We start from the raw sequence: 12,784 nt of genomic DNA, 5'->3' as shown, positions 1-12,784 counted from the left end.
TGATTTATTTACGTTAAAGTAATGTTTACTTTACAAGGGCGATGCGCGATCGCCCAATCACGCCTTAATGATGGTTTGCTATGTCACAACATGCCCGATCTTTGAATCGTCAGGACTATAAAACGCTGACGCTGGCCGCTCTGGGCGGCGCGCTGGAGTTTTACGACTTCATTATCTTCGTCTTTTTTGCCGCCGTTGTTGGTGAGCTGTTTTTCCCGGCAGACATTCCGGAATGGCTTCGTCAGGTGCAGACCTTTGGTATTTTTGCCGCAGGCTATCTGGCGCGTCCGTTAGGCGGCATCATCATGGCGCATTTCGGCGATCTGGTCGGGCGCAAGAAAATGTTCACTCTGAGCATCCTGCTGATGGCGGTGCCCACGCTGGCGATAGGTCTGTTACCGACTTATGCCGCGATAGGCATTGCCGCGCCGCTGTTATTGTTGCTGATGCGCATCCTGCAAGGGGCGGCGATTGGCGGTGAAGTGCCGGGCGCGTGGGTGTTTGTCGCCGAACATGTGCCGGAACATCGTATCGGCATTGCCTGCGGCACGCTAACGGCGGGGCTGACGGTGGGTATCCTGCTCGGCTCAGTGGTGGCAACACAGGTCAATACCCATTTTTCTTCCCAGGCGGTCCACGACTATGGCTGGCGCATTCCTTTCCTGCTCGGCGGTGTGTTTGGCCTGGTGGCGATGTACCTGCGCCGCTGGTTACAGGAAACGCCTGTCTTTTTGGAAATGCAACAGCGTAAAGCGTTGGCGCAGGAGTTACCGGTGAAGTCGGTGGTGGTCAGGCATCAGAAAGCCGTCATCATCTCAATGCTGCTGACCTGGCTGCTCTCTGCGGGTATTGTGGTGGTCATACTGATGTCGCCGGTCTGGCTGCAAAAACAGCATGGACTGGCTCCCGCCCTGACGCTCCAGGCCAACAGCGTGGCGACCATTATGCTCTGCGTCGGCTGCCTGCTCTCCGGCTATCTTGTCGATCGCGTCGGCGCCAGCAAAACCTTTATTGTCGGCAGTGTTCTGCTGGCCTGTTCCAGTGGACTCTTCTATCACCTGGCGGGTGAAGACCCGGCGCGATTATTTCTTTTATACGGGCTGGTGGGATTGTGCGTTGGCGTGGTCGGCGCTGTGCCATACGTAATGGTACGCGCGTTCCCTGCGGAGGTTCGCTTTACCGGCATTTCGTTTTCGTACAATGTTTCCTACGCCATTTTCGGCGGCCTGACGCCCATTGCAGTGACGTTGCTAATGAACGTATCGCCAATGGCCCCGGCATGGTATGTGCTGGCGCTGTCGCTGGTAGGGCTAGGACTGGGAATTTGGTTGCGGCAGGATAGGTGTTATCACAACACGGACATACAGGCTGAGCTACAACGGCAGTGAGAGTATCCCCCCAGGCGGGGGGATAAATGATTAATGCGCGTCGCCGATTGGCAAAATGGTGCGGCCAAACTGCTCGTTTAGCACTTCACCCATCGCCAGGTAAATCGCGCTGGCGCCGCATACCAGACCGACCCAACCTGCGATGTGGATCACCGCTTCGCTGCCGCCGATGTTGCCGACAGCCAGCAGGGCGAACAGAACGGTCAGGCTCAGGAAGACGAACTGCAGCGCGCGTGCGCCTTTCAGCGTACCGAAGAACATAAACAGCGTGAAGACGCCCCACAGACCGAGGAATACCCCGAGGAACTGCGCATTCGGCGCGTCGGTCAGACCCATTTTCGGCATCAGCAGAATGGCGACCAGCGTCAGCCAGAAGGCGCCGTAAGAGGTGAAGGCGGTTAAGCCGAAAGTGTTGCCTTTTTTGTATTCCAGCAGACCGGCAAAGATTTGCGCGATGCCGCCGTAGAAAATTCCCATCGCGAGAATAATACCGTCAAGGGCGAAGAAACCCGCGTTATGCAGGTTAAGCAGAATGGTGGTCATGCCGAAGCCCATCAGGCCCAGCGGTGCCGGGTTAGCCAACTTAGTGTTGCCCATAAATCCTCAAAAATCATCATTGATTGAATGGTGAAATAGTTTCCCCGAAAAACGGTTCCGCGTTCGGGGCGCGGCATAATAATCAGGGGCGAGGTGGCTGTCTATGATCTCATCAGGGGAAACGGCGTTATTTTTGACGTGATTGACATCACAACTCCGTCGGAGGCTTTTTTCTCATCAAAAGCAAAAATTTTTTTCATTCCCCCCTTGATGAAGTGGGTTACGACCCCACTTAGTAGTCAACCGCAATGGCGAGTCTGAAAAAAAACGATTCAGGGGTAGTTGAAACCGCACGTTTCGCCCTTATTACAGACTCACAACCACATGTTGACCGAATTTTTAGTGGAGACGTTTAGATGGGTAAAATTATTGGTATCGACCTGGGTACTACCAACTCTTGTGTAGCGATTATGGACGGCACTCAGGCACGCGTGCTGGAGAATGCTGAGGGCGATCGCACCACGCCTTCTATCATTGCATATACCCAGGAAGGTGAAACTCTGGTTGGTCAGCCGGCTAAACGTCAGGCAGTGACAAACCCGCAAAACACCCTGTTTGCGATCAAACGCCTGATTGGCCGCCGCTTCCAGGACGAAGAAGTCCAGCGCGATGTTTCTATCATGCCGTACAAAATCATCGGCGCCGATAACGGCGACGCGTGGCTTGATGTGAAAGGCCAGAAAATGGCGCCGCCGCAGATCTCTGCCGAAGTGCTGAAAAAAATGAAGAAAACGGCGGAAGATTACCTGGGTGAGCCGGTAACGGAAGCGGTTATTACCGTACCTGCATACTTTAACGATGCTCAGCGTCAGGCAACCAAAGATGCTGGCCGTATCGCAGGTCTGGAAGTCAAACGTATCATCAACGAACCGACCGCAGCGGCACTGGCTTACGGTCTGGATAAAGAAGTTGGCAACCGTACTATCGCGGTCTACGACCTCGGTGGCGGTACCTTCGATATCTCTATTATCGAAATCGACGAAGTTGACGGCGAAAAAACCTTCGAAGTTCTGGCAACCAACGGTGATACCCACCTGGGTGGTGAAGACTTCGACAGCCGTATGATCAACTATCTGGTTGAAGAATTTAAGAAAGATCAGGGCATTGACCTGCGTAATGACCCGCTGGCCATGCAGCGCCTGAAAGAAGCGGCGGAAAAAGCGAAAATCGAACTTTCTTCCGCACAGCAGACCGATGTGAACCTGCCGTATATCACCGCAGATGCCACCGGTCCGAAACACATGAACATCAAAGTGACGCGCGCGAAACTGGAAAGCCTGGTCGAAGATCTGGTGAACCGTTCTATCGAGCCGCTGAAAGTTGCGCTGCAGGACGCTGGCCTGTCCGTATCTGATATCAACGACGTTATTCTCGTTGGTGGTCAGACCCGTATGCCAATGGTGCAGAAGAAAGTGGCTGAGTTCTTTGGTAAAGAACCGCGTAAAGACGTTAACCCGGACGAAGCCGTGGCTATCGGTGCTGCCGTTCAGGGCGGTGTATTGACCGGGGATGTGAAAGACGTTCTGTTGCTCGACGTTACCCCGCTGTCGCTGGGTATCGAAACGATGGGCGGCGTCATGACTGCGCTGATCAGCAAAAACACCACTATCCCGACCAAGCACAGCCAGGTGTTCTCTACTGCAGAAGACAACCAGTCTGCGGTAACCATCCATGTGCTGCAGGGTGAGCGTAAACGCGCGTCTGATAACAAATCTCTGGGTCAGTTCAACCTGGATGGCATCAACCCAGCGCCGCGCGGCATGCCGCAGATCGAAGTCACCTTCGATATCGATGCTGACGGTATCCTGCACGTTTCCGCGAAAGACAAAAACAGCGGTAAAGAGCAGAAGATCACCATCAAGGCATCTTCTGGCCTGAACGAGGAAGAGATTCAGAAAATGGTTCGCGAAGCAGAAGCGAACGCAGAATCTGACCGTAAGTTCGAAGAGCTGGTTCAGACCCGCAACCAGGGCGACCATCTGCTGCACAGCACGCGTAAGCAGGTAGAAGAAGCAGGCGATCAGCTGCCGGCTGACGATAAGACGGCCATTGAGTCTGCGCTGAGCGGCCTGGAAACGGCGCTGAAAGGTGAAGACAAAGCGGCTATCGAAGCGAAGATGCAGGAACTGGCGCAGGTTTCCCAGAAACTGATGGAGATCGCCCAGCAGCAGCACGCACAGCAGCAGGCAGGCTCCGCTGACGCTTCCGCAAACAATGCGAAAGATGACGATGTTGTCGACGCTGAGTTTGAAGAAGTGAAAGACAAAAAATAATCGCCCTTTGAACGGGTAATTACTGGCACGGGCGAAGAGGTTTCCTCTCCGCCCGTGCACGCATGTTAAGGGCAGATAAAAAGAGATGGCTAAGCAAGACTATTACGAGATTTTGGGCGTTTCCAAATCAGCGGAAGAGCGTGAAATCAAAAAGGCCTACAAGCGCCTGGCCATGAAATATCACCCGGACCGTAACCAGGGTGATAAAGAGGCCGAAGCCAAGTTCAAAGAGATCAAAGAAGCCTACGAAGTGCTGACCGATGCGCAAAAACGCGCCGCTTACGATCAGTACGGGCATGCTGCGTTTGAGCAGGGTGGAATGGGCGGTGGCGGCGGCTTTGGCGGCGGCGCTGACTTCAGCGATATTTTTGGTGACGTTTTTGGCGATATCTTCGGCGGTGGCCGGGGCCGTCAACGTGCCGCGCGTGGGGCCGATTTACGTTACAACATGGATCTCACCCTCGAAGAAGCCGTACGTGGCGTGACCAAAGAGATCCGTATTCCGACGCTGGAAGAGTGTGATGTTTGCCACGGTAGCGGGGCAAAAGCGGGCACTCAGCCGCAGACATGTCCAACCTGTCACGGCTCCGGCCAGGTGCAGATGCGTCAGGGCTTTTTTGCCGTTCAGCAAACCTGTCCGCACTGTCAGGGACGGGGTACGTTGATCAAAGACCCGTGCAACAAATGTCACGGTCATGGTCGCGTTGAGAAAAGCAAAACGCTGTCGGTTAAAATCCCGGCAGGTGTGGATACCGGCGATCGCATTCGTCTTTCCGGCGAGGGCGAAGCAGGGGAGCACGGCGCTCCGGCAGGCGATCTGTATGTTCAGGTCCAGGTGAAACAGCACCCGATCTTCGAACGTGAAGGGAATAACCTGTACTGTGAAGTACCGATCAACTTCGCAATGGCGGCGCTCGGCGGCGAGATTGAAGTTCCGACGCTCGACGGACGTGTGAAGCTGAAAATCCCTGGCGAAACGCAGACCGGCAAACTGTTCCGTATGCGCGGAAAAGGCGTGAAGTCCGTTCGCGGCGGCGCGCAGGGCGATCTGTTATGTCGCGTGGTGGTGGAAACGCCGGTAGGCCTGAACGAAAAGCAAAAGCAACTGCTGAAAGATCTGCAGGAAAGCTTTGGCGGACCGACAGGGGAAAATAACAGCCCACGTTCCAAGAGTTTCTTCGACGGCGTGAAAAAGTTCTTCGACGATCTGACACGCTAAGACACATCGGTTATTTCGCTTAACAAGCCTGAGATTGAGAGATCTCGGGCTTTTTTATTTTGGTCTATACTCGTAAAAACCGATTCATTCATCATAAATAATCTAATTTTAACGATGATTCATGCGGAGTAAGATGGTCATTACGAAGTATTCACCTGAAAGCGAGAATAAAAAGTGAAACATCTGCATCGATTCTTTAGCAGCGACGCCTCCGGAGGCATCATACTGATCATCGCCGCTGCGCTGGCCATGATAATGGCGAATAGCGGCGCCACCAGTGGGTGGTACCACGCTTTTCTTGACACTCCTGTACAACTGCGCGTTGGCGCGCTTGAAATCAACAAAAACATGTTGTTATGGATTAACGATGCCCTGATGGCGGTGTTTTTTCTGTTGATTGGTCTGGAGGTCAAGCGGGAACTGATGCAAGGCTCCCTTGCCAGCTTGCGTCAGGCGGCGTTTCCCGTTATTGCCGCTATTGGCGGGATGATTGTTCCGGCTGTGCTCTATCTGGCGTTTAACTATGCCGACCCGGTAACGCGTGAGGGCTGGGCGATCCCGGCGGCGACGGATATTGCTTTTGCGCTGGGCGTACTGGCGCTACTGGGCAGCCGTGTACCTCTGGCGTTGAAAATTTTCCTCATGGCGCTGGCGATTATTGATGACCTGGGCGCGATTGTGATTATCGCGCTGTTCTATACCAGCGATCTGTCGATGGTATCTCTGGGCGTGGCGGCATGCGCCATTGCGGTACTGGCGCTGCTGAATCTGTGCGGGGTAAGACGAACGGGGGTTTATATTCTGGTGGGCGTTGTGCTCTGGACTGCGGTGCTCAAGTCTGGCGTACACGCAACGTTAGCGGGGGTGATTGTCGGGTTCTTTATTCCACTCAAGGAGAAACACGGGCGTTCTCCGGCGAAGCGTCTGGAGCATGTTTTGCACCCGTGGGTGGCGTACATGATCCTGCCGCTGTTTGCTTTCGCCAACGCGGGTGTTTCCCTGCAGGGCGTGACGATCGATGGGCTCACCTCCATCCTGCCGTTGGGCATTATTGCCGGCCTGCTGATAGGTAAACCGCTGGGCATTAGTCTGTTCTGCTGGCTGGCGCTGCGTCTGAAAATGGCGCAATTACCGCAGGGGACGACCTTCCCGCAGATCATGGCGGTCGGCATTCTGTGCGGCATTGGCTTTACTATGTCGATCTTTATCGCCAGCCTGGCGTTTGGCAGCGTTGATCCGGAACTGATTAACTGGGCGAAGCTGGGGATCCTGATTGGTTCGCTGCTGTCGGCAGTAATTGGCTATAGCTGGCTACGCGCGCGTTTAAGCGCGGCGGCCTGAGCGTAAGCATTCGCAGGGGAGCGCAGTCAGCTCCCCTTTTTGTGACATTTTTCAGGGAGAGAGTATGTCCCATATCAATTACAACCATCTCTATTATTTCTGGCACGTTTATAAAGAGGGATCCGTGGTTGGCGCGGCGGAAGCGCTGTATCTGACGCCGCAAACCATTACCGGACAGATCAAAGCGCTCGAGGAGCGTTTGCAGGGCAAATTGTTCAAGCGTAAAGGGCGCGGCCTTGAACCCAGCGAGCTTGGCGAACTGGTATTCCGCTATGCCGATAAAATGTTCACGCTCAGCCAGGAGATGCTGGATATCGTTAACTACCGCAAAGAGTCGAACCTGCTGTTTGATGTGGGCGTTGCGGATGCGCTGTCAAAACGTCTGGTCAGCAGCGTACTGGACGCGGCGGTGGTGGAAGATGAACAAATTCATCTGCGCTGCTTTGAGTCCACTCATGAAATGCTGCTGGAACAATTAAGCCAGCATAAGCTGGACATGATCATTTCCGACTGCCCGATCGATTCGACACAGCAGGAGGGGCTGTTTTCGGTAAAAATTGGCGAATGCAGCGTCAGCTTCTGGTGCACGAATCCGCTGCCGGAAAAGCCATTTCCGGCCTGCCTGGAGGAGCGCCGCCTGTTAGTGCCTGGTCGGCGTTCTATGCTGGGACGCAAATTGCTGAACTGGTTTAACTCTCAGGGGCTCAACGTCGAGATTTTAGGTGAGTTCGACGACGCGGCGTTAATGAAAGCCTTTGGTGCCACGCACAACGCGATTTTCGTCGCGCCTACGCTCTATGCAAATGATTTTTATGCAGATGATTCAATCGTTGAGATAGGACGCGTGGAGAACGTGATGGAGGAGTATCACGCGATATTTGCCGAGCGCATGATTCAACACCCGGCAGTGCAGCGCATCTGTAACAGCAACTATTCGGCGTTGTTTATGCCTGTGGCAAAATAAACCTCGTTGGCCGGATAACGCGCCGCCGCCATCCGGCACAGTCAAACGCCCGATCGCAGACATAAAAAAACCCGCGTTAGCGGGTTTTTTCACAAAGCGACAACGAACGGACGATTAAGCCAGTTTGTTGATCTGTGCAGTCAGGTTAGCTTTATGACGTGCAGCTTTGTTTTTGTGGATCAGACCTTTAGCAGCCTGACGGTCCACGATTGGTTGCATTTCGTTAAATGCTTTCTGTGCAGCAGCTTTGTCGCCAGCTTCGATAGCTGCGTATACTTTCTTGATGAAAGTACGCATCATAGAGCGACGGCTTGCGTTGTGCTTACGAGCCTTTTCAGACTGAACGGCGCGCTTCTTAGCTGATTTGATATTAGCCAAGGTCCAACTCCCAAATGTGTTCTATATGGACAATTCAAAGGCCGAGGAATATGCCCTTTTAGCCTTCTTTTGTCAATGGATTTGTGCAAATAAGCGCCGTTAATCTAGCGGCACTCGTTACGTAGTGATGGCGCAGGATTCTACCAGCTTGCGGGGCGTGAATACAGCTTTTCGACGATAAAAATTGAATTGCTTTGTCAGTTTAGGCGCTGAGTTTGCCTCATGGCGATGAAATCCATCTGCTTTTCGTTTTGGCGCATCAATCGCCGGTTAACCTTGACCGCGGTACAAGGTATACTTTGGCGATTTTCACTGTTTTGAGCCAGACATGAAGCTGATACGCGGCATACATAATCTTAGTCAGGCCCCGCACGGGTGTGTGTTGACTATTGGTAATTTCGACGGCGTGCATCGTGGTCACCGCGCGCTGCTGCAAGGTTTGCAGGAAGAAGGGCGCAAACGTGGCTTACCGGTGATGGTGATGATCTTTGAGCCGCAGCCGCTTGAGCTATTCGCGACGGATAAAGCGCCCGCACGGCTGACTCGCCTGCGGGAGAAACTGCGTTACCTGGCGGAATGTGGCGTCGATTACGTGCTGTGCGTGCGTTTTGACCGACGTTTCGCCGCGCTTACCGCGCAGACGTTTATCAGCGATCTGCTGGTCAAACGCCTCGGGGTGCAATTTCTGGCTGTGGGTGATGATTTCCGCTTTGGCGCTGGCCGGGCGGGCGATTTCTTGTTATTACAGAAGGCTGGCCTGGAGTATGGCTTTGATGTCACCAGCACCCAAACCTTCTGTGAAGGCGGCGTGCGTATCAGCAGCACCGCCGTGCGCCAGGCGCTGGCGGAAGACAATCTGGCGCTGGCGGAAAGTTTACTGGGGCACCCGTTTACTCTCTCCGGACGCGTTGTCCACGGTGATGAACTGGGACGCACCATTGGTTTTCCGACGGCGAATATCCCGCTGCGCCGTCAGGTCTCCCCGGTGAAAGGGGTGTATGCGGTAGAAGTGAGGGGGCTTGGCGAAAAGCCATTGCCCGGCGTGGCGAATATCGGAACCCGGCCAACGGTGTCGGGCGTGCGCCAACAGTTAGAAGTGCACTTGCTGGATATTGCAATGGACCTCTACGGTCGCCATATAGATGTAGTGCTGCGTAAAAAAATACGCAACGAGCAGCGGTTTGCTTCGCTGGATGAACTGAAAGCGCAGATTGCGCGAGATGAATTAACGGCCCGCGAGTTTTTTGGGCGATACCCGGCTTAAATGCCTATGTATTAAATACGGAACCGAGAATCTGATGAGTGACTATAAATCAACCCTGAATTTGCCGGAAACAGGGTTCCCGATGCGCGGCGATCTCGCCAAGCGCGAACCGGGAATGCTGGCGCGTTGGACTGATGATGATCTGTACGGCATCATTCGTGCGGCCAAAAAAGGCAAAAAAACCTTCATTCTGCATGATGGCCCTCCCTATGCGAATGGCAGCATTCATATTGGTCACTCGGTTAACAAGATTCTGAAAGACATTATCGTGAAGTCCAAAGGACTCGCGGGATTCGACTCGCCTTATGTTCCGGGCTGGGACTGCCACGGTCTGCCGATCGAACTGAAAGTGGAGCAAGAATACGGTAAGCCGGGTGAGAAATTCACCGCCGCCGAATTCCGCGCCAAATGCCGTGAATATGCCGCTACGCAGGTTGACGGTCAGCGAAAAGACTTCATTCGCCTGGGCGTGCTGGGTGACTGGTCGCATCCGTATCTGACGATGGACTTCAAAACCGAAGCCAACATCATTCGCGCGCTGGGTAAAATCATCGGCAACGGCCACCTGCATAAAGGCGCCAAGCCGGTGCACTGGTGCGTAGATTGCCGTTCCGCGCTGGCGGAAGCGGAAGTCGAGTATTACGACAAAACGTCCCCTTCGATCGACGTGGCGTTTCGGGCGGTTGATCAGGATGCAGTGCAGGCGAAGTTTGGCCTGCCGGGCGTCAGCGGGCCGATCTCGTTGGTTATCTGGACCACGACGCCGTGGACGCTGCCAGCCAACCGCGCGATCTCTCTGGCGCCGGATTTCGACTATGCGTTGGTGCAGATCGACGGTCAGGCGCTGATCCTGGCGAAAGATCTGGTGGAAAGCGTGATGCAGCGTATTGGCGTGGCGGACTACCGCATCCTCGGCACGGTAAAAGGCGCGGAGCTGGAACTGCTGCGTTTCACTCACCCGTTTATGGGATTTGACGTCCCGGCTATCCTCGGCGATCACGTAACGCTGGATGCAGGTACCGGCGCCGTACATACCGCTGGTGGTCACGGTCCTGACGACTATACCATCAGCCTGAAATACGGTCTGGAAATCGCCAACCCGGTTGGTCCGGACGGCGCGTATCTGGCTGGGACTTATCCTGGGCTGGATGGCGTTAACGTTTTCAAAGCTAACGACACGATCGTTGAGCTACTGCGTGAGAAAGGCGCGCTGCTGCACGTGGCGAAAATGCAGCACAGCTATCCGTGCTGCTGGCGTCATAAGTCGCCGATCATCTTCCGCGCCACTCCGCAGTGGTTCGTCAGCATGGATCAGAAAGGTCTGCGCGCCCAGTCGCTGAAAGAGATCAAAGGCGTGCAGTGGATCCCGGACTGGGGCCAGGCGCGTATCGAATCCATGGTGGCTAACCGTCCAGACTGGTGTATCTCACGTCAGCGTACCTGGGGCGTACCCATGTCGCTGTTCGTTCACAAAGATACCGAAGAGCTGCATCCTCGCGCCGTTGAACTGATGGAAGAGGTGGCCAAACGCGTTGAAGTTGACGGCATCCAGGCGTGGTGGGATCTCGACCCGAAAGAGATCCTGGGCGACGAAGCTGACCAGTACGTGAAGGTCCCGGATACCCTGGACGTGTGGTTTGACTCCGGGTCTACTCACGCCTCTGTGGTTGACGTGCGCCCTGAGTTTGCCGGTCACGCTGCCGACATGTATCTGGAAGGGTCTGACCAACACCGCGGCTGGTTTATGTCATCCCTGATGATCTCCACCGCCATGAAGGGCAAAGCGCCTTACCGCCAGGTTCTGACCCACGGCTTCACCGTTGACGGTCAGGGACGCAAGATGTCCAAGTCCATCGGCAACACCGTGTCGCCGCAGGACGTGATGAACAAACTGGGCGCAGACATTCTGCGTCTGTGGGTGGCATCTACCGACTACACCGGCGAAATGGCGGTGTCGGACGAGATCCTGAAACGTGCCGCCGACAGCTATCGTCGTATCCGTAATACCGCGCGCTTCCTGCTGGCGAACCTGAACGGGTTCGATCCGGTGAAAGACATGGTGAAACCGGAAGAGATGGTGGTGTTGGATCGCTGGGCGGTCGGCTGTGCGAAAACCGCGCAGGACGACATCCTGAAAGCCTACGAGGACTATGACTTCCATGAAGTGGTGCAGCGTCTGATGCGTTTCTGCTCCGTTGAAATGGGCTCGTTCTATCTCGACATCATCAAAGACCGCCAGTACACCGCGAAGGCAGACAGCGTCGCGCGTCGCAGCTGCCAGAGCGCGCTGTACCACATCGCAGAGGCGCTGGTGCGCTGGATGGCGCCGATCATGTCCTTCACCGCAGACGAAATCTGGGGCTACCTGCCGGGCGAGCGTGAGAAATACGTCTTTACCGGCGAATGGTACGACGGTCTGTTTGGCTTAGGTGAAACCGAGCCAATGAACGATGCCTTCTGGGACGAGCTGCTGAAAGTGCGTGGCGAAGTGAACAAGGTGATCGAGCAGGCGCGCGCGGACAAGAAAGTGGGCGGTTCTCTGGAAGCGGCAGTGACCCTGTACGCGGAACCGGAACTGGCTGCCATGCTGACCGCGCTGGGCGACGAATTACGATTTGTCCTGTTGACCTCGGGCGCGAAAGTCGCGGACTATGCGGAGGCTTCTGCCGACGCACAGCAGAGCGAATTGCTTAAAGGACTGAAAGTCGCGTTGAGTAAAGCCGAAGGTGATAAATGCCCGCGTTGCTGGCATTACACTACAGATGTCGGCAAGGTGGCGGAACATGCAGATATCTGCGGCCGCTGTGTCAGCAATGTCGCCGGTGATGGCGAAAAACGTAAGTTCGCCTGATGAGTAAACCGATCTTTTCAACAGGGCTACGCTGGCTGTGGCTGGTGGTGGTCGTGCTGATTATCGATCTGGGCAGCAAATACCTGATCCTCCAGAACTTTGCTCTGGGGGATACGGTGGCGCTGTTCCCGTCGCTTAATCTGCATTATGCGCGTAACTATGGCGCGGCGTTCAGTTTCCTCGCTGACAGCGGTGGCTGGCAGCGCTGGTTCTTTGCCGGTATTGCGATAGGTATCTGCCTTATTTTGACGGTGATGATGTACCGTTCAAAAGCGACGCAGAAACTAAATAACATAGCCTATGCGTTAATCATTGGCGGCGCGCTGGGTAATTTGTTTGATCGCCTGTGGCACGGCTTCGTCGTCGATATGATCGATTTCTACGTCGGGGACTGGCATTTCGCCACGTTTAACCTCGCCGACAGCGCGATTTGTATCGGTGCGGCGCTGATCGTGCTGGAAGGATTTATACCTTCCAGACAAAAAACGGCGGCATAAACGCCGTATCCG

General features: G+C 54.7%; 10 protein-coding genes and 1 pseudogene. 9 read left to right on the top strand and 2 right to left on the bottom strand.

Annotated features, from left to right (window positions below):
* Positions 1–80 precede the first annotated feature (80 nt).
* On the top strand, positions 81–1,388 hold the full coding sequence (locus tag APU02_RS17365; protein WP_060570765.1) for an MFS transporter: 1,308 nt from the start codon (positions 81–83) through the stop codon (positions 1,386–1,388).
* A 30-nt stretch (positions 1,389–1,418) separates the two neighbouring features.
* Here APU02_RS17365 and satP read toward each other — a convergent pair whose 3' ends face one another.
* Positions 1,419–1,985 carry an acetate uptake transporter gene (satP, locus tag APU02_RS17360; protein WP_060570764.1) on the bottom strand — a complete coding sequence of 189 codons (567 nt, stop codon included), beginning with the start codon at positions 1,983–1,985 and terminating at the stop codon, positions 1,419–1,421.
* Positions 1,986–2,341: 356 nt separating this feature from the next.
* On the opposite strand from satP, the gene dnaK reads away from it, so the two are divergent.
* The 4 genes from dnaK to nhaR all read left to right on the top strand — a co-directional run bounded on the left by dnaK (position 2,342) and on the right by nhaR (position 7,782).
* A complete protein-coding gene (gene dnaK / locus APU02_RS17355; RefSeq protein ID WP_060570763.1) occupies positions 2,342–4,258 on the top strand; it encodes a molecular chaperone DnaK in 1,917 nt (638 codons plus the stop codon).
* 85 nt (positions 4,259–4,343) lie between these two features.
* Positions 4,344–5,477 carry a molecular chaperone DnaJ gene (dnaJ, locus tag APU02_RS17350; RefSeq protein WP_042290231.1) on the top strand — a complete coding sequence of 378 codons (1,134 nt, stop codon included), beginning with the start codon at positions 4,344–4,346 and terminating at the stop codon, positions 5,475–5,477.
* Between the two features lie 174 nt (positions 5,478–5,651).
* A complete protein-coding gene (nhaA, locus tag APU02_RS17345; protein WP_042290227.1) occupies positions 5,652–6,818 on the top strand; it encodes a Na+/H+ antiporter NhaA in 1,167 nt (388 codons plus the stop codon).
* Between the two features lie 64 nt (positions 6,819–6,882).
* On the top strand, positions 6,883–7,782 hold the full coding sequence (nhaR, locus tag APU02_RS17340; RefSeq protein ID WP_042290226.1) for a transcriptional activator NhaR: 900 nt from the start codon (positions 6,883–6,885) through the stop codon (positions 7,780–7,782).
* 114 nt (positions 7,783–7,896) lie between these two features.
* Here nhaR and rpsT read toward each other — a convergent pair whose 3' ends face one another.
* Entirely contained in the window at positions 7,897–8,160 is a 264-nt protein-coding gene (gene rpsT / locus APU02_RS17335) for a 30S ribosomal protein S20 (protein WP_002887965.1), read from the bottom strand.
* Positions 8,161–8,262: 102 nt separating this feature from the next.
* Between rpsT and APU02_RS27015 the strand changes: the two are divergent.
* From APU02_RS27015 to lspA, 4 genes and pseudogenes are all read left to right on the top strand, one after another.
* Positions 8,263–8,481, top strand: a pseudogene (locus APU02_RS27015) (DUF2575 domain-containing protein).
* 7 nt (positions 8,482–8,488) lie between these two features.
* Positions 8,489–9,424, top strand: coding sequence for a bifunctional riboflavin kinase/FAD synthetase (ribF, locus tag APU02_RS17330; protein WP_042290220.1), 936 nt, complete (start codon positions 8,489–8,491; stop codon positions 9,422–9,424).
* Positions 9,425–9,458: 34 nt separating this feature from the next.
* Positions 9,459–12,275, top strand: a complete 2,817-nt coding sequence (gene ileS, locus APU02_RS17325; RefSeq protein ID WP_042290217.1) for an isoleucine--tRNA ligase — start codon at positions 9,459–9,461, stop codon at positions 12,273–12,275.
* Positions 12,275–12,772, top strand: coding sequence for a signal peptidase II (lspA, locus tag APU02_RS17320; protein WP_042290214.1), 498 nt, complete (start codon positions 12,275–12,277; stop codon positions 12,770–12,772). Before ileS ends, lspA begins: the two co-directional genes overlap by 1 nt.
* Positions 12,773–12,784: the final 12 nt, after the last annotated feature.

This window comes from Citrobacter sp. 50677481 (genome assembly GCF_001463265.1).
GTDB classification, from domain to species: Bacteria; Pseudomonadota; Gammaproteobacteria; order Enterobacterales; family Enterobacteriaceae; genus Citrobacter_A; species Citrobacter_A sedlakii.
Note: the sequence above shows the minus strand (reverse complement) of the source record. Positions and strands in the feature narration are given on the sequence as shown.